Annotated in this window: 21 protein-coding genes; 13 read left to right on the top strand and 8 right to left on the bottom strand. The window is 66.1% G+C overall.

Going from position 1 to position 26,872, the window contains the following annotated elements; translation table 11 throughout:
• The 6 genes from EV674_RS13290 to EV674_RS13270 form a co-directional block, all read left to right on the top strand.
• Positions 1-300: transposase (locus EV674_RS13290; RefSeq protein WP_165887103.1), on the top strand; the 300-nt coding region annotated here is incomplete at its 5' end.
• Positions 301-383: 83 nt separating this feature from the next.
• The gene (locus tag EV674_RS13285; protein WP_132750455.1) at positions 384-1,430 is read left to right on the top strand and encodes a hypothetical protein; all 1,047 of its coding nucleotides are present in this window, start codon (positions 384-386) and stop codon (positions 1,428-1,430) included.
• 113 nt (positions 1,431-1,543) lie between these two features.
• On the top strand, positions 1,544-1,984 hold the full coding sequence (locus tag EV674_RS13280; protein ID WP_132750454.1) for a hypothetical protein: 441 nt from the start codon (positions 1,544-1,546) through the stop codon (positions 1,982-1,984).
• Positions 1,985-2,276: 292 nt separating this feature from the next.
• Complete coding sequence (gene glmS, locus EV674_RS13275) at positions 2,277-4,163, top strand: glutamine--fructose-6-phosphate transaminase (isomerizing) (RefSeq protein ID WP_119013751.1); 1,887 nt, start codon at positions 2,277-2,279, stop codon at positions 4,161-4,163.
• Positions 4,164-4,309: 146 nt separating this feature from the next.
• Positions 4,310-4,477 (top strand): hypothetical protein, encoded by a 168-nt coding sequence (locus tag EV674_RS17430; RefSeq protein ID WP_165887102.1) that lies wholly within the window; start codon positions 4,310-4,312, stop codon positions 4,475-4,477.
• A gap of 76 nt (positions 4,478-4,553) precedes the next feature.
• Positions 4,554-5,876: a hemolysin family protein gene (locus tag EV674_RS13270; RefSeq protein WP_119013752.1), complete on the top strand. Its 1,323-nt coding sequence runs from the start codon at positions 4,554-4,556 to the stop codon at positions 5,874-5,876.
• 42 nt (positions 5,877-5,918) lie between these two features.
• On the opposite strand, the gene EV674_RS13265 is transcribed toward EV674_RS13270, so the two are convergent.
• From EV674_RS13265 to EV674_RS13255, 3 genes are all read right to left on the bottom strand, one after another.
• The gene (locus tag EV674_RS13265) at positions 5,919-7,613 is read right to left on the bottom strand and encodes an AMP-binding protein (protein ID WP_119013753.1); all 1,695 of its coding nucleotides are present in this window, start codon (positions 7,611-7,613) and stop codon (positions 5,919-5,921) included.
• Positions 7,614-7,774: 161 nt separating this feature from the next.
• Positions 7,775-9,376, bottom strand: a complete 1,602-nt coding sequence (locus EV674_RS13260; protein WP_119013754.1) for an SPOR domain-containing protein — start codon at positions 9,374-9,376, stop codon at positions 7,775-7,777.
• 115 nt (positions 9,377-9,491) lie between these two features.
• On the bottom strand, positions 9,492-9,995 hold the full coding sequence (locus tag EV674_RS13255; protein ID WP_119013803.1) for a CreA family protein: 504 nt from the start codon (positions 9,993-9,995) through the stop codon (positions 9,492-9,494).
• 189 nt (positions 9,996-10,184) lie between these two features.
• Between EV674_RS13255 and EV674_RS13250 the strand changes: the two genes are divergently transcribed.
• Positions 10,185-11,396, top strand: a complete 1,212-nt coding sequence (locus EV674_RS13250; protein WP_374761688.1) for an ABC transporter substrate-binding protein — start codon at positions 10,185-10,187, stop codon at positions 11,394-11,396.
• Positions 11,397-11,542: 146 nt separating this feature from the next.
• On the opposite strand, the gene cphA is transcribed toward EV674_RS13250, so the two are convergent.
• Complete coding sequence (gene cphA / locus EV674_RS13245) at positions 11,543-14,110, bottom strand: cyanophycin synthetase (protein WP_119013756.1); 2,568 nt, start codon at positions 14,108-14,110, stop codon at positions 11,543-11,545.
• Positions 14,111-14,130: 20 nt separating this feature from the next.
• The gene (locus tag EV674_RS13240) at positions 14,131-16,350 is read right to left on the bottom strand and encodes a cyanophycin synthetase (RefSeq protein WP_119013757.1); all 2,220 of its coding nucleotides are present in this window, start codon (positions 16,348-16,350) and stop codon (positions 14,131-14,133) included.
• A gap of 199 nt (positions 16,351-16,549) precedes the next feature.
• Here EV674_RS13240 and EV674_RS13235 point away from each other — a divergent pair, with 199 nt between their 5' ends.
• The 3 genes from EV674_RS13235 to EV674_RS13225 all read left to right on the top strand — a co-directional run bounded on the left by EV674_RS13235 (position 16,550) and on the right by EV674_RS13225 (position 19,960).
• A complete protein-coding gene (locus tag EV674_RS13235) occupies positions 16,550-18,871 on the top strand; it encodes a cyanophycin metabolism-associated ABC transporter (RefSeq protein ID WP_119013804.1) in 2,322 nt (773 codons plus the stop codon).
• Between the two features lie 20 nt (positions 18,872-18,891).
• Positions 18,892-19,371, top strand: a complete 480-nt coding sequence (locus tag EV674_RS13230) for a cyanophycin metabolism-associated DUF1854 family protein (RefSeq protein ID WP_119013758.1) — start codon at positions 18,892-18,894, stop codon at positions 19,369-19,371.
• Between the two features lie 151 nt (positions 19,372-19,522).
• Entirely contained in the window at positions 19,523-19,960 is a 438-nt protein-coding gene (locus EV674_RS13225; RefSeq protein ID WP_119013759.1) for a hypothetical protein, read from the top strand.
• Between the two features lie 84 nt (positions 19,961-20,044).
• On the opposite strand, the gene EV674_RS13220 is transcribed toward EV674_RS13225, so the two are convergent.
• Positions 20,045-20,977 (bottom strand): 5'-nucleotidase, encoded by a 933-nt coding sequence (locus EV674_RS13220; RefSeq protein ID WP_119013760.1) that lies wholly within the window; start codon positions 20,975-20,977, stop codon positions 20,045-20,047.
• 154 nt (positions 20,978-21,131) lie between these two features.
• Positions 21,132-22,361, bottom strand: coding sequence for a type II secretion system inner membrane protein GspF (gene gspF / locus EV674_RS13215; RefSeq protein ID WP_119013761.1), 1,230 nt, complete (start codon positions 22,359-22,361; stop codon positions 21,132-21,134).
• A gap of 203 nt (positions 22,362-22,564) precedes the next feature.
• On the opposite strand from gspF, the gene EV674_RS13210 reads away from it, so the two are divergent.
• Positions 22,565-23,314, top strand: coding sequence for an SDR family NAD(P)-dependent oxidoreductase (locus tag EV674_RS13210; protein ID WP_119013762.1), 750 nt, complete (start codon positions 22,565-22,567; stop codon positions 23,312-23,314).
• A 110-nt stretch (positions 23,315-23,424) separates the two neighbouring features.
• Here the strand turns inward: EV674_RS13210 and EV674_RS13205 are convergent, their stop codons facing one another.
• Positions 23,425-24,429, bottom strand: a complete 1,005-nt coding sequence (locus EV674_RS13205; RefSeq protein ID WP_119013805.1) for an LLM class flavin-dependent oxidoreductase — start codon at positions 24,427-24,429, stop codon at positions 23,425-23,427.
• 190 nt (positions 24,430-24,619) lie between these two features.
• Between EV674_RS13205 and EV674_RS13200 the strand changes: the two genes are divergently transcribed.
• Positions 24,620-25,105 (top strand): CZB domain-containing protein, encoded by a 486-nt coding sequence (locus tag EV674_RS13200; RefSeq protein WP_119013763.1) that lies wholly within the window; start codon positions 24,620-24,622, stop codon positions 25,103-25,105.
• Positions 25,106-25,233: 128 nt separating this feature from the next.
• Positions 25,234-26,838: a long-chain-fatty-acid--CoA ligase gene (locus EV674_RS13195; protein WP_119013764.1), complete on the top strand. Its 1,605-nt coding sequence runs from the start codon at positions 25,234-25,236 to the stop codon at positions 26,836-26,838.
• Positions 26,839-26,872: the final 34 nt, after the last annotated feature.

Below are 26,872 nucleotides of genomic sequence, written 5' to 3'. Positions count from 1 at the left end.
GCCGATGTCCTGCTCAAGGACACACCCGCGCAGACTGTTATTGCCGACAAGGCCTACGATGCCCAGGCCCGGCTGATCGAGCCGCTCCTGGACAATGGCAAAGCAGTGGTCATTCCTTCCCGGGTAACGAACAAACAGCCGCGCGAATATGACCGCGACCTCTACAAGGCTCGGCATCTGATCGAGAACTTCTTCGCACGCTTGAAGCAGTACCGGGCCATTGCTACGCGCTACGACAAAACCGCTCGCAACTTCCTGGGGGCCATCCATCTGGTGGCATCCATGGTGTGGTTGGCCTGAGCGGTAGCAACTCCGTCACACCAATCGGAATTGATTGATGACACGCCCTAGTCAATAATTTCTGTTTTGATAAGGATGATTCCATGGCGAAGCTTGAAAAAATAATCGGCGCTGCGGCGCTTTGGCTCCCCGCTCTGGCCTGCGCCCAAGGGGCGCTGGAAAATCCGGCCAATAATGCCACCGATTCAGGAATTGGGATTATTTCAGGCTGGCACTGCTCTGCCACCCGGGTCGAGGCCATCGTCGATGGGAAATCGATCGGATTTGCCTACGTGGGCAGCGAGCGGATGGATACTGCCAGCATTTGCGGCAAGAGCAATACCGGGTTTGCATTGCTGATTAACTTCAATAACCTGAGCCGGGGCGCGCACAACCTGAAAATCTATGCCAACGGCGCTTTGTTTGGCGAATCGAATTTTAAAACCACGCAGTCGGGTGGCACGGCGTTCCTGACCAACAAATCCAGAACCGTGGATGTGGTGGATTTTCCCAGCCCTGGCGCCACGGCCACCCTGAGCTGGAGCGAGTCCAAGCAGAGTTTTGTGGTCACCAATATCAACACCAACCCCAATCCGCCTGTCCCGGTGCCTACGGGTTTGACCAAACTGTATGGCCGGGTGGCAATCAGTTACCACTTTGATTATTCGGGCAGCATTTACAGCGAGTCGTTTTCTTTCTCGTCGGCCAACTACAACCAGTTCAACAACGAGTTGACGGCAACGGTAGATGGCAAAAACAAGGAAGTCTCCTGTGCGGTGATTAACCAGGCGGGTTATGAGTTTGTGTGCTCCATCAAAGAGCCCAGGGGCGCCCGCGACAGCTTTTTGTTCAACGTCAGCGCGTCGGGGGCCCTTGCTGGCAGGTTTGAATACTGCCCGCCGTCGGTGTCCGATTACGACTGCGGCACAGGTCTGGTGCTGCACCCCGATGGCAGTGTGGTCGGCAACGTGGTCGCCCGCAGTACAGCGGGCCTGGGCATCCCCAGCGCCGCTGCTGCCAGCGCGCCAGAATCCAAAGACCAGCTCAAGGCGCAGCAGTTGCAGCGCGAGGCACAGACGCCCTCCACACAGTCGGCCACGCCCGAGCAATTGGACGCTGTGCGCGAGGCATTGGAGCGTTTAGCCCCGTAAAATGCCCAGGCCCTTTGGATGAAGCCATTGCCAATACCGGGTGGGGTTTTATCAAGTGGTACATGCAATTTGAATTTGAGTTGGTTGATTTCAAAAACCTTTGAGGGTATATCGTGAAAAAAATTATCGTTTCGGCTTTGCTTTCGGCGTGCGGTGTGGCTTTTGCTGCCAGTCCTTATGATGGTGTTTTCCAGGAGCGGGACGAAGTCGGTTCCTACCTGTCGGTACATACCAACGGCAATGTATTTATTGGCACGCTTTACAACATTGATTTGTTGAATGGAGTGCCGGTGGCGCTGTTCAATGGACTGCGGCCACGGCAGCTCAATACCTGGAATCTTCTCCAGGGCTCGCTGTCGGGTAATGTGGCCAATGTTTCTGGTGAGCTGCTTTTGAACCACTGCAAGGTCAATGCGCAAATTGCCTTTACCACCACCACGGCCTTGGTCACTGTCCAGTCGGCCACCAGCACGCCACTGGGGCAGGAAGTCGGCGTCAACTGCGCCAAGCAGTACCCGGCGGGTGATCGCTTCATTTTTGACAAGGTGTTCTGATCGGCGCCGCCATCCGCTGCCGTATTCCGCCACGGCCCTGGCGCCAGGTGTGGGCAGCGGCATGCGGGCAATAGCCTGGCTGCGTGGGTGCCATCGTTGGTGGCATGGTGGCCCAGGTTCATTGCTATTGATTTAATAGCTGCTAGCGCACGCTCCATCAGCGCTAGCGGCCAATTTGGCTGGTGATATAGCGGTGCGGCGCACCGGTTTCTGTGGCCGGGTGCCTGCGCGCTGTGGTTTTCAGGGCTGGCCGGGCCTACGATGGCGCCTTCTTTCACACTAGGCTTTTCTTATGTGCGGCATCGTCGGCGCAGTGTCATCGCGCAACATCGTTCCCATTCTTGTCCAGGGGCTGCAACGGCTCGAATACCGGGGCTACGACTCGTGCGGCGTGGCCGTGCATGGCGCCAGCCTGGGCGCTGGCGGCGGCTTGCAGCGCGCGCGCAGCACGGCGCGCGTGGCCGAGCTGCTGGAGCAGGTGCAGGCCGTGCCCATTGTGGGCGCCACCGGCATCGCCCACACCCGCTGGGCCACGCACGGCGCCCCGCTGGAGTGCAATGCCCATCCGCATTTCAGCCATGGCCCTGGTGCCCAAGCCAGTGCCGGGGGCACCGCACCGGGCCGCGTGGCCTTGGTACACAACGGCATCATCGAAAACTACGAGGCCCTGCGCACCGCGCTGCAAGCCCAGGGCTATGGGTTTGCCAGCCAGACCGATACCGAGGTCATCGCCCACCTGGTCGATAGCCTCTATGCAGGCGACTTGTTCCAGGCGGTGCAGGCGGCGGTGGCGCAACTGCACGGCGCCTTTGCCATTGCCGTCATGCACCAGAACGAGCCGCACCGCGTGGTCGGCGCGCGCGCGGGATCGCCGCTGATTCTGGGCGTGGGCCAGGGCGGCGCAGAGCACTTTCTGGCCAGCGACGCCATGGCCCTGGCCGGTGTGACCGACCAGATCGTCTATCTGCAAGAGGGTGATGTGGTGGATTTGCAGCTGGGCCGCTACGCACTGGTGGGCGCCGATGGTCAGCCGCTGGACGCCGTGCAGCGCCCGGTGCGCACCGTGCAGGCGCACAGCGGCGCTGCCGAGCTGGGGCCGTACCGGCACTACATGCAAAAAGAGATTTTTGAGCAGCCACGCGCCATTGCCGACACGCTCGAAGGCGTGCAAGGCATCGTGCCCGCGCTGTTTGGCGATGGCGCCGCGCAGGTGTTTGAGCAGATCGATTCAGTGCTCATCCTGGCCTGCGGCACCAGTTACTACAGCGGCTGCACGGCCAAATACTGGCTGGAATCCGTCGCCAAAATCCCCACCCAGGTCGAGGTGGCCAGCGAATACCGCTACCGCGAGTCGGTGCCCAATCCGCGCCAGCTCATCGTCACCATCAGCCAGTCGGGCGAAACGGCAGACACGCTGGCCGCGCTGCGCCATGCGCAAAGTCTGGGCCATGCCCACACGCTCACCATCTGCAACGTGGCCACCAGCGCCATGGTGCGCGAATGCGCGCTGGCCTACATCACCCGCGCCGGGGTGGAGATTGGCGTGGCCAGCACCAAGGCCTTCACCACGCAACTGGCCGGGCTGTTCTTGCTGACCCTGGCGCTGGCGCAAGCCAAGGGCCACCTCAGCGCCGCGCAAGAAGCCGCGCATTTGCAGGCCATGCGCCACCTGCCCGTGGCCTTGCAGGCCGTGCTGGCGCTCGAACCCCAAATCATCGGCTGGGCCGAAGACTTTGCCCGCATGCAAAACGCGCTGTTCCTGGGCCGGGGCCTGCACTACCCGATTGCGCTGGAGGGCGCGCTCAAGCTCAAAGAGATCAGCTACATCCACGCCGAGGCCTACCCGGCGGGCGAACTCAAACACGGCCCGCTGGCGCTGGTGACCAGTGCCATGCCGGTGGTCACGGTGGCGCCCAACGATGCGCTGCTGGAAAAGCTCAAAAGCAACATGCAGGAAGTGCGCGCGCGCGGTGGCGTGCTGTATGTGCTGGCCGACGCCGACACGCGCATCGAGAGCAGCGAGGGCCTGCACGTCATCCGCATGCCCGAGCACTACGGCGCGCTCTCGCCCATCCTGCACGTGGTTCCGCTGCAATTGCTGGCCTACCACACCGCCTGTGCGCTGGGGACAGATGTGGACAAGCCGCGCAACCTCGCCAAGAGTGTGACGGTCGAATGACCGGCATGCTCTTGGGGGCGCGCACGCGCCCACGCCAAAGGCGCGAGGTTTCTGGGTTTGGACGCCGCTCACTTCGCGCAGCGAAGTTATGCGGCGGCACAACCCCGCGTTTCGCCAAAAAACTGACTTTCAAATACAAGCACGCCATGCGCTGGCTGGTGCTGGCCTTGTGCGTGCTTGGTACCACCGGCTGCGCCGTGGTGGCGGTGGCCGATGCTGCCGTGACGGTGGTGGCCACTGGCGTCAAAGTCGGTGCCAAAGCGGTGGGCGCCGTGGTCGATGTGGTGCTTCCCGACGGCGACGCAGAAAAATAAGGCCCAGCGGCGCAGTCATCGTGCCTCCTTACAATTCGGCACTTCACCACTTTCAGGGAGCGATGGCTCCCTTTGTATGGAAATAGCAATACTGTTCGCCCTCATCTGTCTCAATGGCCTGTTTGCCATGTCCGAGATTGCGCTGGTCACGGCGCGCAAGGCCAGGCTGCAAAAACTGATTGACGAGGGCGATAGCGGCGCCGCCGCCGCCGTACAGCTGGGTGAAGACCCCACCCGCTTTTTGTCCACCATCCAGATCGGCATCACCTCGATTGGTGTGCTCAACGGTATCGTGGGCGAGGCAGCGCTGGCGACCCCGCTGGCGGTGTGGCTGGAGGTGCTGGGTGTGCCCCAGCCCTACGCCAGCTACGGTGCCACGGGCCTGGTGGTGGTGTTGATCACTTACTTTTCCATCGTGGTGGGTGAGCTGGTGCCCAAACGCATCGGCCAGTCGTATCCCGAGACGTTTGCCCGCCTGGTGGCACGGCCCATCAATTTTCTGGCGGTGGCCACCAAGCCGTTTGTGCTGCTGCTGTCCACCTCCACGCGCACCCTGCTGCGCATGCTGGGGGTGAAAGAAACCAGCGGCAGCCCCGTGACCGAGGAAGAAATCCACGCCATGCTGGTCGAGGGCACCACCGCTGGCGTCATTGAGTCGCACGAGCACACCATGGTGCGCAACGTGTTTCGCCTGGACGACCGCCAGATTGGCTCGCTGATGGTGCCGCGCGGCGATGTGGTCTGCCTGGACCTGGACTTGTCGTTTGAAGAAAACCTGCGCCGCGTCGAGGAGTCTGACCACGCGCGCTTTCCGGTGGTGCGCGGTGGCATGGACAACATTCTGGGCGTGGTCAACGCGCGCCAGTGGCTGGCGCACACCCTGCGCGCGCAGGGCCACGGCCTGGCCGATCAGCCGCTGCAAACGGCGCTGTACGTGCCCGAAAGCATCACTGGCATGGAGCTGCTGGACAACTTCCGGCTGTCTGATGTCCATATGGCGTTTGTCATTGATGAATACGGCGAAGTGCAGGGCATCGTCACGTTGCAAGACCTGATCGAAGCCATCACCGGCGAATTCCAGCCGCGCGACCCCGAAACCTCGTGGGCCTTGCAGCGCGAAGATGGCAGTTGGCTGCTGGACGGCCACATCCCCGTGCCCGAGCTGAAAGACCGTCTGGAGCTGACCGCCGTGCCCGAAGAAGAGCGGGGCCGCTACCACACCCTCAGCGGCATGATCATGCTGCTGACCGGGCGCCTGCCCAAGGTCACGGACACCGTGCAGTGGGAGGGCTGGAAGCTCGAAGTGGTGGACATGGACGGCAAAACCATCGACAAAATCCTGGCCACCCGCATGCCCGAGCCCACGCTGGCCTCCGAGCGCGGCGACGCGGCCGACTGATGCTCTGGCGCCGGGCTGCGCTACGTCCGGGTTGCGGCGCTTTCAGCCGTTTTGCCAGACCACCTCGCGCCCAGAGGCGGCCCAATCGGCGTACTGCGCCCCGTACACGTTTTCGATGCGGTTGCGCTTGACCTTGAAGGTCGGGGTGATCAGGTCGTTGTCCACCGTCCAGGGCTGGCGTGCCACCACCAGGCATTGCAGCCGCTCATGGGGCTCCAGCGTGGCATTGACGCGGTGCAGGTGCCGCACCAGCGAGGCTTCCAGCGCGGCCTTGGCCGCCGCGTCACCCAGGCACTGCATGGCCTGTGCGTTGAGCATGACGATGCCCAAGGGCTGGCCCAGGCTGCCACTGCCGCTGACCACACAGGCTTCGATGGACTTGTGCATGACCAGCTTGTCTTCGATGGGGGCGGGGGCCACGTACTTGCCCTTGCTGGTCTTGAACAGGTCTTTCACGCGCCCGGTGATGTGCAGCCAGCCGTGGTTGTCGATGAAGCCTTGGTCGCCCGTGCGCAGCCAGCCATCGGGGGTGAAGGCATCGCGCGTGAGTTCGGGGGCTTTGTAGTAGCCCAGCATCAGGGCCTGGCTGCGCATCTGGATTTCGCCCGATTCGGGGTCGATGCGGTGCTCCACGCCGTCGTAGGGCGGGCCTACGGTGCCTTCCTGGTTGATGCCGGGTACGGTCAGGTGGGAGATGGCCAGGTTCTCGGTCATGCCGTAGCCCTCGTTGATGGGCAGGCCGATACCGCGAAACCACTGCAACAGCGCCAGTGGCATGGGCGCGGCGCCGCCAGCGGCCATGCGGCATTGCGCCAACCCCAGTCCGTGCAGGATTTTGCGCCGCACCAACGTGCCCACCAGTGGCAGGCGCAGCAGCAGCTTGAGCCGTGCGGGAGAGAGCTTTTGGTGGATGCCGTTCTGGAACTTCACCCACAGGCGCGGTACGGAGAAAAAAACCGTGGGCCGTGCGCGCTGCAAGTCGGTGGTGAAGGTGTCCAGCGATTCAGCGAAGTACACCCTGAAGCCCGTTTGCAGCCAGCCGTGTTCGATCAGCAGGCGCTCGACCACATGGGCCAGGGGCAGGTAGGACAAAAGCCGGTCTGATGGCCCCATGGGAATGCGCCGCAGCCCCTGCTCGATGGCCCAGGCAAAGTTGCCAAAGCTGTGCATCACGCCCTTGGGCACGCCGGTGGTGCCCGAGGTGTAGATGAGCGTGGCCAGGTCGTCGGCGGGCCGGGTGGGTTCGCCCGCCAGCGGTGCGGTGTGGGTGCAGATGGCATCCCAGGCACTGCATCGCCTGCTGGCACCGGGTGGCGACAGGGGGTAGCTGATGCAGGGCAGGTCGGTGGGTACGCCCGGCGCCATGTGCTCCCACTCGTCCAGCTTGCCAATAAAGCAGGCGCGTGCCTCGCTGTGCCGCAGGATGTGCGCCAGCGTGTCCGGGCCCAGTGTGGGGTACAGCGGCACCGAGACATGGCCCGCCATCCAGATGGCCAGGTCGCTCATCAGCCACCAGGCGCAGTTTTTGGACAGGATGGCCACCTTGGAGCCGCTCTCCCAGCCCTGGGCCTGCAAGTGTGCGGCCATGCGGCGTACCTGGTCGGCCACTTGTGACCACGTCAGCTCCAGCACAGCGCCCTGGCCCAGGGGCTGCACCAGCGCAATCTGCCCGGGCTGCGTGTGCTCCCAGTGGTAAAGGCGTTGCAGTGCCAGCAGTGCGGGGGAAATGGTGCGCATGGCGTGTCTCCTGAAAGGGTTCTGGAGCCTGCGGGCCAGCCATGAGCCCGCGCTCCAGTATAGGGACGACACCCCCGGTTTGACCAGCCATGGCCACCACCTTGGTGTGGCCGCTGTGCGCGTATGCGCGCAGCAGCTTTTGCTGCACGCGCCGCGCGCGATCAGCGGCGGTACACCACCGCTTCCAGCCGCATTTTGCGCAGGCTGGCGGCGGCGCGGTCGGCTTGTTCACGGCTGTAGAAAGGCCCCACGCGCACCCGGTGGTAAGTGTTCTGGTTGCCAGTGACTTCTTGCTGTACAGCGGGCAGGCCGCTGCCGGTGATGATCAGGAGCACCCTGGCGGCGTTGCTGGCATCGGCAAACGAGCCGGTGTTGATGAAGTAGCTGTGCGCCGGGGTGTCGGCGCTGTCGGTTGCCGCCGCCGTGGTAGCTGGCGCTGCGGTGGCTGGCGGAGTGGTGGGGACTTTGGCAGGTGTTTTGGCCGGTACTTTGGTAGATGCTTTGGCCGGTGTTTTGGCAGGCACCTTGGCTGGCACTTTGGCCGGGGGCGGGGTAGCTACTTTGGTGGGTGTTTTGGCGGGCGGGGTGGCTTTTTTCTCGTCTTCGGGCGCGGTCTTGTCTGCGCTTCTGGTTTTGGCTGGAGGGGGCGTGCGGACTTTGGGCGCAGGCTCGGCCACTGCCGGGGGCAGGGGTTTGGGCGCTGGCGCGGCAGTGGGTGCTGCTTTGGCAGGCGTTTGCGTGCCCGCTGTGGCACCCGATGCCGGGCCGGATGCTGGCGCCACGGCACTGCCCACCAGGGCGCTGGATTGCGCTGGTGGCGACACCACCGGTGCGGGGGCTGCCTGGGGCGCAGGTGCAGGTGCGGGAGGCGGCGGTGCCACAGCCGCAGTCACCGCCTGTTGCGGGGTGGGCAACGCCGCTGGGGCGGGCATGGCCGACGCCACTGCGGTGGCTGCTGCTGCGGCCAACCTGGCATCCAGGTCCGATGCAGGCGCGGTGGTGGGAGCAGACGCTGCCGGTGTGCTGCCCGACGGGGTCAGAAACGCCTCTGGCGCGGTAGAGCTGGCGGCGCGCCGGGGCGGTGTGCCGGAGAACAGGGCGATGGCCGCTGCCACGCAGAGCAGCACGGCGTGGATGGCCGCCTGCCAGCCTGCGCGCTGGCGCGAACTGGCGTGCTGGCCCAGGCGCAGGCGGGCCTCGGCAATCGTTTTGGAGGCGCCAATGGCATTGTGGATGCGCTGCTCGGTGTAAGCGTGCAGCAGCGCATCGCCATACAACCCCGGCAGCACCGTGCCCAGCACGACAAACCCTGCCAGCAGCCCCCATTGCACCGACGCGGGCCAGGGCAGCAGTGCCGGATCGATTCCCCAGGCCAGCCACACCAGCGCTGCCCCCGTGGCGGCATATGCCAGCGCCGGGCGCCAGAGCTGGTGCAACAGCATCCAGTGCAGGGTGAGCAGGGCGGCGCCCCAGTTCCAGCCAGGGCGGGCCTTGCCGGTGGCGTCAAAAAGGGCAAAAACCCGCAGGTAGTGCGCCAGACCCACCGGCCCGAGTGCGCTGTGGTAGAGCGTGGCCAGCGGGCTGGGAGACGCTTTGGCGGTGGTGGTGGAGCCCCCCCCCGCACGGGCCACCGCCGCTGCCGCAGACGGGCCCCCGGCACCCGCAGGTGCAGCACCGGAGGCCGCCCCGGGGGCTGGCACCGCAGCGGTGGTCGAAGTGCCTGGTGTGGCGCTCTTGGGGAAGGGCATGTCGGATGTGGCCATGCGGTTTCTGCGAATAGGTGGGGCGCGGTACGGGGCGCAAAAATGGTTTTTGCTATTGATTTAATAGCTGCTAGCGCTTGTTGCGCGTGCGTCAGAGCTGTTTTTGGCTACATATTCAGGGCCTGAGCACAATGGGCGTGGCCCGGTCCACCGGCACCGCCGTGATGCTGTTTTGCGGCGAACCGTCGATCAGCTTTTCAGAATAGGTCAGGTACACCAGCGTGTTGCGCGGCGCGTCCACCATGCGCACGATGCGCAGGCGCTTGAACAAAATCGACATGCGCTCGCTGAACACCTCTTCCTGCTTGCGCAGCGGCTTGGGAAAGCTGATGGGCCCGGTCTGGCGGCAGGCAATCGAGGCCTCGGCGCGGTCTTCGGCCAGGCCCAGCGTGCCTTTGATGCCGCCCGTTCGCGCCCGCGAGACATAGCAGGTCACGCCCAGGGCGCCGGGGTCGTCGTAGGCCTCGACCAGGATGTCGTGGTCACGGCCAATCCACTGGAAGGCGGTGTCCACGGTGCCGATTTTTTCCGCGTGGGCGGCAGCAGCCAGGGTACTGGCGGCCAGCCACAGGGCGGCGCGGCGCCAGGCGCGTGAAGGTGGGCGGGTGGGCAGGTGCATGGTCTGGCGATTGTGCCGCAGGCTGTGGGCTGGGCCACGTTGTGTATCGCCGGGCATCGCTGTGCATATTTGCAAAGTGCGCCTGCACTGGTGGGTTGCTGGCGGGCTGCAAAGCGCCGTTACAGTGACCGGGTAGCCCGGGCGCACGCCGGGGCTGCGTTTTGCATAACAACCAGCAGGAGACAGAGCATGTACGGTATGAAAAAAGTCACGGCCCTGGCCGCCATGGCCTTGTGTGGCCTGGCCCAGGCGCAAATCTCGGATGGCGTGGTCAAAGTGGGCGTTCTGACGGACATGTCGGGCCCGTATTCGGGCATGGGCGGGGCGGGCTCGGTGGTGGCGGCCAAAATGGCCATTGAAGACTGCCTCAAAGCCGAGTGCAAGGGCATGAACATCGAAGTCATCAGCGTGGACCACCAGAACAAGGCCGACATCGCCGCCACCAAGGCGCGCGAGTGGCTCGAGCGCGACAAGGTCGATGCGCTGGCCGACCTGACCAACTCGGCGGGCGCCCTGGCGGTGCAAAAGCTCATCAAGGACAAGGGCGGCATTGCGCTGTACAGCGGCCCGGCCACCACGCGCCTGACCAACGAAGATTGCGCGCCCAACGGCTTTCACTGGATGTTCGACTCTTACTCGCTGGCTGCCGGGCCTGCGGCGGCGCTGACGCGCGCGGGCGCCAAGTCGTGGTACTTCGTCACCGTGGACTATGCGTTTGGCCATTCGCTGGAAAAAGAAGCGGGCGATATCGTCAAAGCGTACGGTGGCAACGTGCTGGGCAGCGTGCGCCACCCGCTCAATGCCAGCGATTTTTCTTCGTTCCTGCTGCAAGCGCAAAGCTCCAAGGCCAAGGTGATTGGCCTGGCCAACGGCGGGCAGGACACGGTCAACGCCATCAAGGTGGCGCGCGAGTTCGGCATTGGTGGCAAAGACCAGACCGTGGCGGCGCTGCTGGTGTTTTTGACCGACGTGCATTCCATGGGCCTGAACGTGGCGCAAGGGCTGATGTTCTCGGAAGGCTTTTACTGGGACATGGATGACCAGACGCGGGCCTTCTCGGCGCGCTTTGCCAAGCTGCACAAGAACTACAAGCCAACCATGGTGCAGGCGGGCGTGTATTCCAGCGTGCTGCACTACCTCAAGTCGGTGGCTGCGGCCAAGACCGATGACTCCAAGGTGGTGGCGCAGAAGATGCGCGAGCTGCCCATCCAGGACCCCATCATGCGCAACGCCAGCATCCGTCCCGACGGGCGCGTGGTACACGACATGTACCTGTTCCAGGTGAAGAAGCCTTCGGAGTCCAAAGGCCCTTGGGACTATTACAAAACCATCAGCACCGTGCCCGCGCAGATTGCGTTCAAGCCGCTGGCCGATTCGAGCTGCCCGCTGGTCAAGAAGTGATTGGCCGCGCCACGGTTTTCAAGCCAAATCGGCCTCTGGCGCTTGCTGGGTAAGCGCTACCAGCTATCAAATCAATAGTAAAGCCCCCGGTGCTGGCAGCGCCGGGGGCTTTTGTCTGGCGGGCGCTGGTCTGGCAGCGCGCGTGCTCAGTTCTGGCTACAGCACTGGGCCAGGTGGGCCAGGGCCTCTTCGACCTGATCGACCAGCACCAGGCACAGGTCGCCCGGTTGCAGGCGTGCCAGCGCGGCGTCGATGGCGGTGAACTCGCCGTAGATTTCTTCCACATGGCGCGTGCGCGTGGCGCCTTGCAGGCCCTCGCGCAGGAGCGCCATCACCTCGCCGTCGCCGCGCCCGCGCTGGGCGGCGTCCTGGTACAGGATCACGTCGTCAAACGCCTTGCCCAAAATGACGGTTTGCGCGCGGATGTCCTCGTCGCGCCGGTCGCCCGCGCCACTGATGACCACGCTGCGGCGGTTGCCAGGCAGGGCATCGACAGCGGCCACGAGTGCGCGCATGGCGTCGGGGTTGTGGCCGTAGTCGGCAATGACGGTGGCGCCACGGTAATCCATCACGTTGAAGCGGCCAGGGGCGTTGTCGCTGTCATTGACAAAGCCCGACAGGCCCCGGCGGATGGTCTGCCACGGCAGGCCCGCGCCCCAGGCGGCGGCCACGGCGGCCATCACGTTTTCCACCTGAAAACCAATGCGGCCATTGCGCGTGATGGGCACATCGCGCAGGTGGATGGTTTCGCGCCACGAGCCTTCGGCGGCCACCACCGAGTCGCCATCGACGTACACCGAGCGGTTGCCTTGGGCGCGGTGCGTGGCCATCACCGGGTGGTGGCGGTCGGCGGCAAAGTAGATGATCTTGCCGGGGCAGGCCGGGGCCATGGCGGCCACGATGGGGTCGGCGGCGTTGAGCACGCCATAGCCATCGGGGGCCACGTTCTGCACGATCACGCGCTTCAAGACGGCCAGGTCTTCCACGGTGGTGATGTAGTTCATGCCCAGGTGGTCGCCCTCACCGATGTTGGTGACCACGGCAACCTGGCAGCGGTCAAAGCCCAGGCCCTCGCGCAGGATGCCGCCGCGCGCGGTTTCAAACACGGCGGCATCGACTTCGGGGTGCAGCAGCACGTTGCGCGCGCTGCGCGGGCCCGAGCAGTCGCCGCTGTCAATCTGGCGGCCATTGACGTACACGCCGTCGGTGTTGGTCATGCCCACGCGCAGGCCCTGGGCGGCAAACAGGTGGGCAATCAGGCGCGCGGTGGTGGTTTTGCCGTTGGTGCCGGTCACGGCCACCACGGGGATGCGCCCGTCCTGGCCAGGGGCAAACACTTCGTTGACCATGGCGGTGCCCACGGCGCGCGGCTTGCCGTAGCTGGGCGCCAGGTGCATGCGCAGGCCGGGGGCGGCGTTCACTTCCACGATGCCGCCGCCTTGTTCTTCGATGGGGTGCAGCACGCTCTCGCAGACCAGATCGACGCCGCAAATGTGCAGGCCGATCATTTGCGCCGCCGCCACGGCGCGCGCGGCCAGGTCGGGGTGAACGTCGTCGGTCACGTCGGTGGCGGTGCCGCCAGTGGACAGGTTGGCGTTGTTGCGCAGCACCACGCGCTGGCCTTTGGCGGGCACGGATTCGGGGCTCAAACCCTGTGCGGCCAGGCGCGCGATGGCTATGTCATCGAGGCGGATTTTGGTCAGCGATGTGGCGTGGCCCTCGCCCCGGCGTGGGTCGAGGTTGACCAGATCGACCAGTTCGCGCACGGTGTGGATGTCGTCGCCCAGCACCTGCGGCGGCTCGCGCCGGGCGGCGGCGACCAGCTGGTCGCCCACCACCAGCAGGCGGAAATCGTGGCCGGGCAAAAAGCGCTCGACCATCACCGTGCCGTACTCCTCGGCCACGCGGTAGGCGTCTTCGAGTTGCGCGCGCTCGGTGATGTTGACCGTGACGCCCTTGCCCTGGTTGCCGTCTTGCGGCTTGACCACCACGGGCAGGCCCACTTCCAGGGCCACGGCCCAGGCATCGTCCAGGCTCTCGACCGGGCGGCCCAGGGGCACGGGCACACCGGCGGCGTGCAGCAGGCGCTTGGTCAGGTCTTTGTCCTGGGCGATGGATTCGGCTACGGCGCTGGTGGCGTCGATTTCAGCGGCCTGGATGCGCCGCTGCTTGCTGCCCCAGCCAAACTGCACCAGGCTGCCCTGGGTGAGGCGGCGCCACGGAATACCGCGCGCGGCAGCGGCCTCGACGATGGCGCCGGTGCTGGGGCCCAGGCGCTCGTCTTCGTCCAATTCACGCAGGCTGGCGACCACGGCGTTGCTGTCAAAGCTGCCGCCGTCCAGGGCGGCCTGGATCAGCGCCTGCGCGTCGGCAAAGGCCTGGCGGCCCACGGCTTCTTCGGTGTATTCGACGATGACCTGGTACACGCCAGCGTCGTGGGTGGCGGCAGTGCGGCTGAAGGTGACTTGGCAGCCCGCCTGCGCTTGCAGCGCCAGCGCAGCCGATTGCAGTACGTGGGCCAGCGAGATGTCGCTGTCGCTGCCCTCGGGGTGCAGCGTGCCGATGGCGGGGAACAGGGCGCGCAGCCGGGCTTCAAAACCGGTGATTTGCGCCATGGCGCGCTCGTGGGGGGCACAGGCTACAACGGCCTCGATGGCGGTGTTGCGGCTCCAGAGGTTGGGGCCGCGCAGGGCCCGGATGCGGGATACGTCCATGGGGGTGTCTTTCGGGCGGCTCAAAGGGGAAGAACAGGGGTGCGTGCGCCGCCGACAGCGGGCACTTGGGGCTCGAAGGTCTTGATGCCTGCGGCGATCAGGTCGGGGGCAATGTCCAGCGCCCAGGCCGCACCGATGGCCGCCAGCAGCGTGTGGACGTTGGGCGTGTCGCGGCCAAAGCCCAGGCGATCGAGCGCGCCCAGGGATTTTTCGCTGCTGCCGGTGGCCAGCACGACGTGGCCGCCGCGCACCAGCACGGCGCGGCCGTGGTCGTTGGCGCGGTGCGCGGTGATGGCGGGCAGGTCGGGGTCGGTGGCGTAGAGGATGACGGCGCCATCGCACAGCCGGGCCAGGTCGGCCACTTCGGGCTCGGCAGCGTTGAGCACGGCGGCCCCGCTGGGCAGCACCACATCGACCTGGGTGCGCATCACCTTGGCCATTTGCTCGGGGGTCTGGATGTCGAAATCGGCCAGGGTGTCAAAACCGTCCATGTCGGTGACCACGCCCACGGTGCAGCGGTCATAGGCCAGGCCATCGCGCAGGATGGTGCGGGCGTCGTTCTCGATCACGGCGGCCTGCACCATCTGGCTCATCAGCAGGCGGTGTGCGCCCGCCCAGTGGGCGCTGTCGCGGGTGTCCACGCAGCGCTCGTTCATGAACATGCCGTCTTTGCAGGCCAGGCCGGTGTAGTGCCCGCCCAGGTGCAGCAGCCAGGCCACCAGGCGGGCGATGGTGGAGGCGTCCCGGGTGCCCGCCACGCCCACCACCGGAATGCGCCCGGCCTCGTCGCCGCCTTGGGCGTCGTCGATGGGGAACAGGTGTTCTGCAATGGCCTGGCCCACGGGGCGGGGCGCGCCCTCGGCGGGCTTGAGGTGCATCAGCAGGCCAGGGCCAGCGTTGACTTCCACAATCGCACCACCCTGGGTGTGCAGCGGCTTGGAGATGTCTTGCGCCACCATGTCGATGCCCGCAATGTCCAGGCCCACCACCTTGGCCGCCAGTTGGGCGATGTAGGCCACCTCGGGGTGAACGTCGTCGGTGCAGTCCACGGCCACGTTGCCGTTGCGCTGCACCACCACCTGCTGGCCCGCAGCGGGCACGGCGTCGGCGCTCAGGTCTTGGCGCTTGAGTTCGAGCTGCACCTTGGCGTCGGTGGCCACGTCGATGATTTCGAGGGGATATTCCTCTTCGTAGCCCCGGCGCGGGTCGGAGTTGAGCTGGGTGGCGATCAGTTCTGCCACGGTGGATTGGCCGTTGCCGGTGATGCACAGCACCTCGCCGCGCGCCGCCGCCACCACCTTGCCGCCCACCACCAGCAGGCGGTGTTCGTCGCCGGGGATGAAGCGCTCGACCATCACCTCGCGCCCCTCGGGCTCGGCCACGTGCCAGGCCGCTTCAATTTCTTCGCGCCGACGCAGGTCCAGGGTCACGCCGCGCCCGTGGTTGCCATTGGAGGGCTTGACCACCACCGGCAGGCCGATGTCCTGAGCGGCCTCCCAGGCTTCTTCGGGCGTGGCCACCACCTGGCCCTCGGGGATGGGCACGCCGCAGGCTTTGAGCAGGCTTTTGGTCAGGTCTTTGTCGCTGGCAATGCCTTCGGCAATGGCGCTGGTGTATTCGGACTCGGCCGTCCAGATGCGCCGCTGGCGGGCGCCGTAGCCCAGTTGCACCAGATTGCCATCGTTGAGGCGGATGTGCGGAATGCCCCGGTCGCCCGCTGCCGTGACGATGCAGGCCGTGCTTGGGCCGAGGTAGCGGTCATCGACCTCGGTGCGCACGCGCGCCACGGCGGCGGCCACGTCAAAGGGTTCGTCGTTGATGGCGGCCATGATCAGGCGGTGGCCGCACTCCAGCGCCACGCGCGCCACTTGTTCTTCACGGGCGCGGAACACCATGCGGTAGACGCCGTGCTGCGAGGTGCTGCGCGTTTGGCCAAAGCCGGTGGGCATGCCTGCCAGGTTCAGCAGCTCGATGACGATGTGCTCCAGCACGTGGCCGCACCAGGTGCCCTCTTGCAGGCGCTGCAAGAAGCCGCCGCGCTCGCCCACGCCGCAGTGGTGCTCGACCAGTGCGGGCAACCAGGCCGTGAGGCGGTCATTGAAGCCGGGAATCTGGTGGGAGGGGTGGTCTTCGAGGGCGCCCAGATCGAGCCAGACTTCCAGCACAGGGCGGTAAGTCCAGATGTTGGGGCCGCGCAGGTAGTTGATGCGCAGCAGTTGGATGTCGTTGAATTTCGCCATGGGTTGCAGCGGGTAAGGGGTGTGACGGCCCTTGCGGGGAAGAGGGTGGTTCATTGTGCGCGCTGGCAGGTGTCAGCGCGCGGTGCGGTGTGTGCGTTAAGCGGGGATCGGCCCCTGCCCGGAGGCCCCGATGGGAGAGAATCCGCACTCCCGCGCGGGCCTTTGCAGTATGCCGCCGGTAGCGGAAATACAAACCAACATGCAACATCTTCCTGTGAATGCTTCGGGTGTCTTGACAGGCCCCGACGGGACCGAGTGGCGAGCCGTGCTCGCTCCCCACGAAAACGTGCTGGAGGCGCTGGCGGTTGACCTGAGCGCTGACCTGCGTTTCCAGACGGGCCAGATTGTGCTCACCGACCAGCGCTTGCTCTCGCGCATGGACGCTGACCCGCAGGGGCCGGGCCTGCGCCAGTGGCCTCTGGCCCCGGGCCTGGAGCTGCGCCTGATCGACCACGGTGGCGTCGGTACGCTGGAGCTGCACGATGCCCGCCAGCGCCTGGCGTTGTGGCGCTTCACCTTGGGCGCGCAGGCCCAGGCCCTGCGGCTGGTGCAGCGCTTTGAGCGCCAATTGCAGCGCTTGCAACCCGGTGCGGTCTCTGCCGATGACGAGCAGACAGCGCCCCTGTGCCCCAGCTGCCACACCCCGCTGCCCCCGGACAGCGACGAGTGCCCGGCCTGCGCCCGCGCCCAGCGGCCCCAAACCTCGACCTGGGTGCTGCTGCGCCTGTGGCGTTTTGCCCACCCTTACCGTTGGCAGCTGGCTGCCGGGTTTGGCCTCACGCTGGCTTCCACGGCGGCTACGCTGGTGCCGCCGTACCTGACCATTCCGCTGATGGACGACATCCTGATCCCGTTCCAGAACGGCCAGCAGATTGACCCGGCTCTGGTGCTGATGTACCTGGGCGGGCTGCTGCTGTCGGCGCTGGCCGCCTGGGGCTTGGGCTGGGCGCGCACCTACATCCTGGCGCTGGTGTCCGAGCGCATTGGTGCCGATTTGCGCACCACCACCTACGAGCATTTGCTCAAGCTGTCACTGGACTACTTTGGCGGCAAGCGCACCGGCGACCTGATGGCGCGCATAGGCTCCGAGACCGACCGCATCAACGTATTCCTGTCGCTGCACGCCCTCGACTTCATCACCGACGTGCTGATGATCTGCATGACGGCGGCCATTTTGTTCAGCATCAACCCCTGGCTGGCGCTGGTCACGCTGGTGCCGTTGCCCTTCATCGGCTGGATGATCCACACCGTGCGCGACCGCCTGCGCACCGGTTTTGAAAAAATCGACCGCGTCTGGTCGGAAGTGACCAACGTGCTGGCCGACACCATCCCCGGCATCCGCGTGGTCAAGGCCTTTGCCCAGGAAAAGCGCGAGGCCCAGCGTTTCCACGACGCCAACCAGCACAACCTGGAGGTCAACGACAAGCTCAACCGCACCTGGAGCCTGTTCACGCCCACCGTCTCGCTGCTGACCGAAATCGGCCTGCTGGTGGTCTGGGGCTTTGGCATCTGGCTGGTGTCCAAGAGCCAGATCACGGTGGGCGTGCTCACGGCCTTCATCGCCTACATCGGGCGCTTTTATGGCCGACTCGACTCGATGAGCCGCATCGTGTCGGTCACGCAAAAGGCCGCTGCCGGGGCCAAGCGCATTTTTGACATCCTCGACCACGTCAGCAACGTGCCCGACCCGGCCCAGCCCGTGAAGGTGGACAAGGTGCAGGGCGCCATCGGCCTGCGCAATCTGGGCTTTCGCTACGGCAGCCGCTCGGTCATCAAGGGGCTGGAGCTGGACATTCGCCCCGGCGAGATGATCGGCCTGGTGGGCCACAGCGGCTCGGGCAAAAGCACGCTGGTGAACCTGATCTGCCGTTTTTACGATGTGAGCGAGGGCTCCATCCAGGTCGATGGCATCGACATCCGCCGCATGGCCGTGAGCGACTACCGGCGCCACATTGGCCTGGTGCTGCAAGAGCCATTTCTGTTCTTTGGCACCATCGCCGAAAACATCGCCTATGGCAAACCCGAGGCCACGCGCGCCGAGATCGTGGCAGCCGCCCGCGCGGCCCACGCGCACGAGTTCATCCTGCGCCTGCCGCACGGCTACGACAGTCTGGTGGGCGAGCGCGGCCAGGGCCTGTCGGGCGGCGAGCGCCAGCGCATCAGCATTGCCCGCGCGCTCTTGATTGACCCGCGCATCCTGATCCTGGACGAGGCCACCTCCGCTGTCGATACCGAGACCGAGAAAGAAATCCAGAAAGCGCTGGACAACCTGGTGCAGGGCCGCACCACCATCGCCATTGCCCACCGCCTGTCCACACTGCGCAAGGCCGACCGCCTGGTGGTGATGGACCGTGGTGAAGTCGTTGAAGTGGGTCCGCACGACGAACTGATGGAAAAACAGGGCGCCTACTGGCGGCTGTACGAAGCCCAGGCGCGCCGCGCCGAAGAAGACGCACAGGCCGCCGGGATTTTGGTGGACAGCGGCTTGCTGCACTCGGCCCATCCCGCAGGCAACCCCTGAAACCCGCAAGGCACCCCACCATGTCCGATACGTCTTTCTCCCTGCCACTGCACCGCAACGCCCATGGCCGTCTGGTGCTTACCCTGCCTGACGGCACCGAGCACGCGGGCGTGCTGCCGGTACGCGCCTTCCCGATTGCTGCGCCCGGCGAAGGGCTCTCCCTGGTCGGCAGCGATGGCCACGAGCTGCTCTGGATTGAGCGTCTGGCCGATGTGCCTGCCTCCGCACGCACCCTGATCGAAGAAGAACTGGCCGTGCGCGAGTTTGTGCCCACCATCGAGAAAATCATCGCCGTGTCCGGGTTCTCCACGCCCAGCACCTGGACGGTGCAGACCGACCGGGGCGCCACGCAGCTGGTGCTCAAGGCCGAGGAAGATATCCGCCGCCTCAGCGGCCGCACCCGCTTGCTCATCACCGGCAGCGATGGCCTGCAATACAAGGTGCCCGACACCCTGGCACTGGACCGCCATTCACGCCGTCTGCTGGAGCGCTTTTTGTAGCCTCCGAGGCTGTGCGGGAGGGGCTGTAGTCAAAAGGCCGGGCGGTCTGATTGGTGAAAAAGGGCTTAATTTGCCCCGCTTTTTGCCGTAATAAAGGTACGAGACGGCGGTAAGAGGCTGTCGCTCCCTTCTTACTTTGCGGACTATTGCCATGCAACTGCCACCTGTTGACCGATCGCCGCTGTGGCGTCCCCAGGGCGCTGACTTGTATTCCACCGGAGCCTCGGGTGCGGTTCCGGTGCGCCCCATCCATGCGGCCAATCCGGTCGAGTCCATGGACAGGCTGGGCGAGGGCGCCATCGTCAAGACCCCCGAGAAGCCTTCTGACCCCGACACGCCCAACCGCGACTGGACGCTGTCAGAAGAAAAGAAAGAGGTTGAAGAAACCCCGCCCGAGCCCCCCAAAGAGCCTATTTACAAGCAACTGCTGGAGTTCATCCAGTCGATGTGGCGTGCCAGCGGCACCGCCATCGAGATGGCGCAGGAAATCAACAAGACCACCCTGCAAGAGCGCATGGCCCAGCAGGTCAAGAACGACGAGCCCATCACCTACTCTGACCCCAAGGTCAAGCGCACCGGCGGTTTGTAGTCTGGTTGCAGGCCCTGCAATGGGGTTTGATTGCTATTCATTTGATAGCTATTAGCGCTTGCTGTGCAAGCGTTTGGTGCCGATTTAACCCATATTTTTCTGTGCTGTGCCCACTGGGGGTGGGTTGGCGATGCCGCTGCTGACGTGGCCCGAGGGCACATGCTGCGCCGCTGAGGTGACGTGGCCGGTCTGGTCGTCAAAGAAAAAATCGGGCTCGAATTCGCGCAGAAACTCCCCCTTGGGCAGGCCGCCCAGAAACATGGCTTCATCCACCGCAATGTTCCAGTCCATCAGCGTGCGGATGGCGCGCTCGTGCGCGGGCGCGCTGCGCGCCGTGACCAGCGCGGTGCGCACGCGCATGCCGGTGTCGGCGGCCTGTTGCAGGCGGTGCAGCGCCACCAGCAGCGGCTTGAACGGGCCCTCGGGCAATGGCTGCGCGGCCTTGTCGGTTTCGTGCTGCTGAAAGGCCGCTAAGCCCTGGGCCTGGAACACGCGCTCGGCCTCGTCGGAGAACAGCACCGCGTCGCCGTCAAAGGCAATGCGCACCTCGTGCGGGTGGGCGTCGCCGGCCTGCACCGATTCGGTCAGCACGCGCGCGGCCGGGTAGCCCAGGTGCAGGGCCTGGCGCACATCGGCTTCGTTGGCCGACAAGAACAGGTGCGCGCCCAAGGGCCGCAGGTAGCCAAACGGGTCGCGCCCCTGGGTGAACACGCCGCGCTGCACGCTGGGCAGGCCGTGGGCGCGGCAGGAGCGGAACACCCGCATGCCGCTGACCGGGTCGTTGCGCGACAGCAACACCACCTCCACGCGCTGGTGCTCGGCGCTGTTGAAGGCCAGGAGCTTGCGCACCAGCGAAAACGCTACGCCGGGCGCGGCGGGCAGCTCCAGCCGCTGGCGTTGCAGGGCGACGTAGGCCGCATCGTTGCCGTGCTCGAAGACGTTGTTCTCTTCCTCAAAGTCGAACAGGGCGCGCGAGGAGATGGCAACCACCAGTTGGTCATGCAGGTTCAAAGCCATCGGGTATCTCCGTAGTGGGCTTCACTGTGCGCTCGCACCATGCGCAGCGCACGCAATGGCGTGGCCCCAGCCAGCGGCCACCGCGCAAGGGCCGCCCCGCCGCGCTGGTGGCGTCCCCTTGGGGGGGATGGCGCGCAGCGCCGCAGGGGGGTACTCATTTGACGAACTGGTTGAGCTGGATGATGGGCAGCAGCACCGCCAGCACGATGAGCATGACGATCAGCCCCATGGCCACGATCAGCAGCGGCTCCAGGATGGTGGCCAGTTGCAGGGCGCGGCGCTGTACCTCGGCAGACAGCTGGGTGGCGGCGCGTTGCAGCATCACGGGCAGCTGGCCGGTTTGTTCGCCCAGCCGGGCAAACATGGCGACCAGACCCGGAAAGCGCTTTTTCTGCGCCAGCGCCGAGGCCAGGGGCGCGCCCTCGCGCACCAGCACCAGGGCGTCCAGGGCATCGGCGCGCATGGCGCGGTTGTTCAGCGTTTCGGCGGCGGCTTGCAGCGCTTTCAGGATGGGCACGCCCGCACCCGCCAGCATCGCCAGCGTGCTGGCAAAACGCGCCGCGTTGTAGCCGCGCGCCAGCCGCCCGACCAGCGGCAGCGTGAGCCAGGCGGCGTCAAATTTTTCACGAAAATCGGCTTTTGACAAGGCCAGACGTGCGCCAACAGCTATCAAAACAAGAGTGGATAGCATCAGCCAGCCATAGTTGCGCACGCCGCTGCTCAGGCCCAGCATGGCCACGGTGAGGAAGGGCAGGGCGCGTTTGGTGCCCGCAAACACGCTGGCCACCTGCGGCACCACGTAAGTGACCAGAAACAGCACGATGGTGATGGCCACCAGCGTGACGATGGCCGGGTACAGCGCCGCGCCCACCAGCTTGGCTTGCAGCGCCTGGCGCTCTTCCAGGTCATCGGCCAGGCGCTCCAGCACCAGGCCCAGGCTGCCGCTGGCCTCGCCCGCACCGATGACGGCGCAGTAAATGTCCGAGAACTCGCGCGGGTGCTGTTGCAGCGCACGGGCAAAGGTGGAGCCCGCGTTGACCTCGGCGCGCAGCACGGCCACCAGGTGGTGCTGGCGCTCGTCGTCGGCCTCTTCGGCCAGGGCGGTGAGCGCGCGCTCCAGCGGCAGGCCCGAGGCCACCAGACCGGCGAGCTGGCGCGTCCACACCGCCAGAGCGGTGGCGCTGAAGGCCGCGCGCGTGAACAGGCGCTGGCTCCAGTGCGCGCTGGCGCCTGCGGCCTGGCCCGCATCCACAGGCTGCACGGCCAGCGGCACCAGCGCCTGTGCGCGCAGTTGGCCGCGCGCGGCCTTGGCGGTGTCGGCCTCCAGCACGCCTTTGCGGGTCTGGCCCTGGGCGTCGAGGGCTTCAAAAGAAAAAGCAGGCATGGAAGGTGGCTTGGCGGGTGTGCAAGGGCAGAAAAGTCAGGGCGCCATGGTAGCGGTTGACTGTGGCGGGCGGCTGGCGGCAGATGGTGCGCGTGCAGTGGTTGCGGCATGATGTTGGCTCAGTCTGCGGTCGGCGCGTGGCGGTGAGCTGCCGCAGTGCCGCAGCGCAGGGGGCCAGGCAAAAGGTGGTTCAGGAGGTTTGCATGCTGAAAAACAAGGTGGCATTGGTGACGGGGGGTGCATCGGGCATCGGGCGCGCCATCGCCCTGGTGTGGGCCCGGGAAGGCGCCTCGGTGGTGGTGTCCGATACCAACGTCGATGGGGGCGAGGAAACCGCGGCCCTGGTGCGTGTTCATGGGGCCCAGGCACTGTTCGTGCCCGCCGATGTGGGCCAGAGCGCCGACGCCGCCGCCCTGGTGCAGCGCACGGTGGCGCATTTTGGGCGGCTGGATGTGGCCTGCAACAACGCTGGCATTGGCGGCGTGCAGGCCCCCACCGCCGACTACCCCGTGCAGGCGTGGGAGCAGGTCATCCGCATCAACCTGTCGGGGGTGTTTTACGGCATGCAGCAGCAGATTGCGGCCATGCTGGAGAGCGGCGGTGGCTCCATCGTGAACGTGGCGTCCATTCTGGGCGCGGTGGGCTTTGCCAACGCCCCGGCATACACGGCGGCCAAGCACGGCGTGGTCGGGCTGACGCAGGCGGCCGCACTGGAGTACGGCGCGCGCGGGGTGCGCATCAACGCCGTGGGCCCGGCCTTCATCCACACACCCATGATCAGCACCCTGGAGCAAGACGCCGCCACCCACGCCGCGCTGGTCAAGGCCCACCCCTTGGGCCGCCTGGGCAAGCCCGAAGAGGTGGCCGAGCTGGTGGCCTGGCTCAGTTCAGACCGTGCCTCGTTCGTCACGGGGGCGTATTACCCCGTCGATGGCGGCTACCTGGCGCGTTGAGCCGGATGCGGCTGCGGGTAAAAATGAAGCAAAAACTGCCTCCAAGCCGCGCCAGTCGTGCGCTATAAGCTCCTATTTCAGGAGCAAATTGGAGGCGATGCAGCCGTGCTTCAGAGCGTGGCCTGCGCGGCGGCGGCGATGTCCAGCGAGCGCAGGCGCAGCGCCGGGTCGAACACATCGCTCACCAGCATGAACTCGTCGGCCTGCGTGGCCTGGGCCAGCGCGGCAAAACCGGCGCGCACCGTGTCGGGGCCGCCGATGACCGCTGCGGCCAGGAAGTCGGCAATGCCCGCGCGCTCTTGCGGGCCCAGCGTGGCCATGAAGTTCTCCACAGGCGCTGGCAGCTGGCCGCGCCGCCCGGTCAGGATGCCCAGCACGCGCTGGTAGGTGCTGCTGGCCAGAAACTCGGCTTCGGCGTCGGTGGGTGCGGCCACCACGGGCACGCCCACCACCACATACGGCTTGGCCAGCGTGGCCGAGGGGCGGAACAACTGCCGGTACAGCGCCAGCGCTTGCAGCAGCATGCGCGGCGCAAAGTGCGAGGCAAACGCATACGGCAGCCCCATGTGCGCCGCCAGCTGCGCCGAGAACAGGCTGGACCCCAGCAGCCAGATCGGCACATGGGTGCCCGCGCCCGGTACGGCGGTGATGCGCTGGCCGGGCTGCGCCGGGCCCAGCAGGCGTTGCAGTTCGGCCACATCGCGCGGAAAGTCTTCTTCGGTTTCGACGCGGTCGCGGCGCAGGGCGCGCATGGTGGGGCCATCGGTGCCGGGGGCGCGGCCCAGGCCCAGGTCGATGCGGCCCGGGTACAGCTCGGCCAGCGTGCCAAAGGCCTCGGCCACCACCAGCGGCGCGTGGTTGGGCAGCATGATGCCGCCCGAGCCCACGCGGATGCGCTGCGTGCCCCCGGCAATGTGGCCCACCAGCACCGCCGTGGCCGAGCTGGCAATGCCGGGCATGTTGTGGTGCTCGGCCAGCCAGTAGCGGGTAAAGCCCAGCGATTCGGCGTGTTGGGCGGTGCGCAGGGCAATGTGCAGGGCGTCGGCCACCGTGCCGCCTTCGCGCACGGCCACCAGATCCAGCATGGAAAGAACAGGGCGTTGAATGGATGTCATGGCGCCCATTGTGGGCGCGCCGCGCCAACCCGTGCTGGCTACAGGATTAGCCACTTGGGTGGTGGCGTTGGTGATGGCGTTGGCACTTCACGGCTTCACGCACACCGGGGGCGTCACCATAATGGGCCCGATCAAAAAAAGCAGGCTTTGCGCTATCGGGCGACACGGCTGGTGTTTTCAGGAGGGAACCATGGGATTTTTCAGCCGCTTGTTTCCGCCACGCGCCGATGGCAAGCCCATCTCGGACGAGTGGACGGTGTTGCCCGAGGACAACGCCAGCGAACTGGTGCTGTTTGGTGACGATGCCGCCACGCTGATGCTGCAACTGGACATTGACGACGCCATCGCCAGCCACCAGGCCTGGAGCCAGCGCCTGCAAGACGTGCTGGAAGGTACCCCCGACGCAGCCATGCAGCCCGCCATGGCCCACGACGACACCTGCTGCCATCTGGGCCAATGGTTGCACGGCGCCGGGCGCGCGCCACTGGAGCACTACCCGGCCTACCACATGCTGGTGCGCCGCCACCGTTACTTCCATGCGCAGGCGGCCGAGATGGTCGCCCTGGTGCAGGCGGGCGACCTGGCACAGGCCGCGCAGGTACACAAGGCATGCCGCCATGCCGGTAGCCAGATCACGCTGCTGCTGCACGAGTTGCAGCGCGGTCTGGGGCGCTAAGGGGCCGGGGCTGGCCCTGCCCCGGTGGGGGTGCGCGGCAGGCTTGAGCAAAGAAGAAATCTGTATTTCGCGCTGCGCAGCGGCGCACTTATGCTCTTGCGCCTCCAAAACTTCCCGATTGCATTGCCATGAACGACCACGCCTGCGCTGCGCACGCTTTGGGCCGCGGACTGACCCTGGGGGACACGCTTGCCTGGCCCGCCCGCTACTTTCCGCACAAGCCCGCGCTGATCGCCTGGGATGCCGAGGGCGCTGGCGCCCAGCGCCACGTCTGGACGTTTGCCCAGCTCGACGCCGAGGTCAACCGCCACGCCCACGCCCTGCTGGGCCTGGGGGTGCAAAAGGGCGACGTGGTGGCCGCCTTTCTGTACAACACGCCCGCGTTTGTCTTTGCCCTGCTGGCGGCGGCGCGCGTGGGTGCCATCTTCAACCCCATCAACTACCGGCTGGCGCCCCAGGAGCTGGCCTTCATCCTGAACGACGGCGGCGCCAAGGTGCTGCTGTTCGAGCGCGAAGGCAGCGACGTAGTGGAAAAAGCCCGCGAGCACGGCACGCCCACCCAGCACTGGGTGTACGCCGACGCGGATGCCGCGCCCGCCTTTGCCAGCGCCCGCCTGCCCGCGCTGGTGCAGCACCAGAGCGACAGCGCGCCGCCCGTGTGCGTGGACGAGCAAGACCCGTGCATCCTGATGTACACCAGCGGCACCACCGGGCGGCCCAAAGGCGTCATCCACAGCCACCGCAGCAAGCTGGCGCACAACGCCCTGATGCACCAGGCGATGGGGCTGACGCGCGAAGACGTGGGCCTGTCGGTGGCGCCCCTGAACCACACCGCCGAGTTGCACACCAGCTTTCTGCCCCGGCTGCAACTGGGCGCTACGCAGGTGCTGCTGCGCCGCTTTGACGCCGGGGAAGCCTGGCGCCTGGTCGAGGCCGAGCAAGTCAGCCACTTCTTTGCCGCCCCGACCATGGTCACTTTGCTGCTGCACCACCCGGACGTGGCGCGGCGCAACCTGGCCAGCCTGCGCCTGGTGGAATACGGCGGCGCCTCCATGGCGCCGCATCTCATCCGTGAATGGGACAAGCAGGTGGGCGCGGGCCTGGTGCAGGTGTACGGCACCACCGAAATGGGCCCGTGCATGGCCGTGCTTTATCCGCACGAGCAACTGAGCCACGCCGGTTCGGGCGGCCTGCCATCGCTCAACCACGACCTGTGCATTGCCCGCGTGCCGCCCGATGGCAGCCCCTCTGACCCTGCCGACCTGTGCGCGCCCGACGAGGTCGGAGAAATTTTGGTGCGCGGCCCCTGCATGATGCGCGGCTACCTCAACCGCCCCGAAGCCAATGCCAAGGCGCTGGCGTTTGGCTGGTACCACACCGGCGACCTGGGCAGCCTTGATGTCCAGGGCTACCTGTGGATTCGCGACCGCATCGACCACATGATCAATTCCGGCGCCGAGAACGTCTATCCACGCGAAGTCGAAGACGCCCTGATCGAGCACCCCGGCATCCTGGAAGTGGCCGTGGTGGGCGAGCCCGACCCGACCTGGGGCCACATCGTCGCTGCCCATGTGGTGGCCAAGCCGGGCGTGCCACTGAGCCCAGAGGTGCTGGACGGCTTTTTGCTGCACGGCGACCGGCTGGCGCACTACAAGCGCCCGCGCCGCTACCACTTTGTCCAGGCACTGCCCAAAACCACCAGCGGCAAAATCCAGAAGCATCTGTTGCGGTAAAAACACCCCAGCGCCTCGGAGGGACGTGGGGCGG

Source organism: Simplicispira metamorpha, from assembly GCF_004341365.1.
In the GTDB taxonomy this organism is placed as follows: domain Bacteria; phylum Pseudomonadota; class Gammaproteobacteria; order Burkholderiales; family Burkholderiaceae_C; genus Simplicispira; species Simplicispira metamorpha.
The sequence above is the reverse complement of the archived record's forward strand: the minus strand, read 5'-3'. Positions and strand labels throughout refer to the sequence as shown.

What these genes read in the sequence shown, in the direction of transcription:
- EV674_RS13285 (WP_132750455.1), top strand. Translation starts at nt 384, where the DNA reads ATGGCGAAGCTTGAAAAAATAATCGGCGCTGCGGCGCTTTGGCTCCCC.
- glmS (WP_119013751.1), top strand. Translation starts at nt 2,277, where the DNA reads ATGTGCGGCATCGTCGGCGCAGTGTCATCGCGCAACATCGTTCCCATT.
- EV674_RS17430 (WP_165887102.1), top strand. Translation starts at nt 4,310, where the DNA reads ATGCGCTGGCTGGTGCTGGCCTTGTGCGTGCTTGGTACCACCGGCTGC.
- EV674_RS13270 (WP_119013752.1), top strand. Translation starts at nt 4,554, where the DNA reads ATGGAAATAGCAATACTGTTCGCCCTCATCTGTCTCAATGGCCTGTTT.
- EV674_RS13265 (WP_119013753.1), bottom strand. Translation starts at nt 7,613, where the DNA reads ATGCGCACCATTTCCCCCGCACTGCTGGCACTGCAACGCCTTTACCAC.
- EV674_RS13260 (WP_119013754.1), bottom strand. Translation starts at nt 9,376, where the DNA reads ATGGCCACATCCGACATGCCCTTCCCCAAGAGCGCCACACCAGGCACT.
- EV674_RS13255 (WP_119013803.1), bottom strand. Translation starts at nt 9,995, where the DNA reads ATGCACCTGCCCACCCGCCCACCTTCACGCGCCTGGCGCCGCGCCGCC.
- EV674_RS13250 (WP_374761688.1), top strand. Translation starts at nt 10,185, where the DNA reads ATGTACGGTATGAAAAAAGTCACGGCCCTGGCCGCCATGGCCTTGTGT.
- cphA (WP_119013756.1), bottom strand. Translation starts at nt 14,110, where the DNA reads ATGGACGTATCCCGCATCCGGGCCCTGCGCGGCCCCAACCTCTGGAGC.
- EV674_RS13240 (WP_119013757.1), bottom strand. Translation starts at nt 16,350, where the DNA reads ATGGCGAAATTCAACGACATCCAACTGCTGCGCATCAACTACCTGCGC.
- EV674_RS13235 (WP_119013804.1), top strand. Translation starts at nt 16,550, where the DNA reads ATGCAACATCTTCCTGTGAATGCTTCGGGTGTCTTGACAGGCCCCGAC.
- EV674_RS13230 (WP_119013758.1), top strand. Translation starts at nt 18,892, where the DNA reads ATGTCCGATACGTCTTTCTCCCTGCCACTGCACCGCAACGCCCATGGC.
- EV674_RS13225 (WP_119013759.1), top strand. Translation starts at nt 19,523, where the DNA reads ATGCAACTGCCACCTGTTGACCGATCGCCGCTGTGGCGTCCCCAGGGC.
- EV674_RS13220 (WP_119013760.1), bottom strand. Translation starts at nt 20,977, where the DNA reads ATGGCTTTGAACCTGCATGACCAACTGGTGGTTGCCATCTCCTCGCGC.
- gspF (WP_119013761.1), bottom strand. Translation starts at nt 22,361, where the DNA reads ATGCCTGCTTTTTCTTTTGAAGCCCTCGACGCCCAGGGCCAGACCCGC.
- EV674_RS13210 (WP_119013762.1), top strand. Translation starts at nt 22,565, where the DNA reads ATGCTGAAAAACAAGGTGGCATTGGTGACGGGGGGTGCATCGGGCATC.
- EV674_RS13205 (WP_119013805.1), bottom strand. Translation starts at nt 24,429, where the DNA reads ATGACATCCATTCAACGCCCTGTTCTTTCCATGCTGGATCTGGTGGCC.
- EV674_RS13200 (WP_119013763.1), top strand. Translation starts at nt 24,620, where the DNA reads ATGGGATTTTTCAGCCGCTTGTTTCCGCCACGCGCCGATGGCAAGCCC.
- EV674_RS13195 (WP_119013764.1), top strand. Translation starts at nt 25,234, where the DNA reads ATGAACGACCACGCCTGCGCTGCGCACGCTTTGGGCCGCGGACTGACC.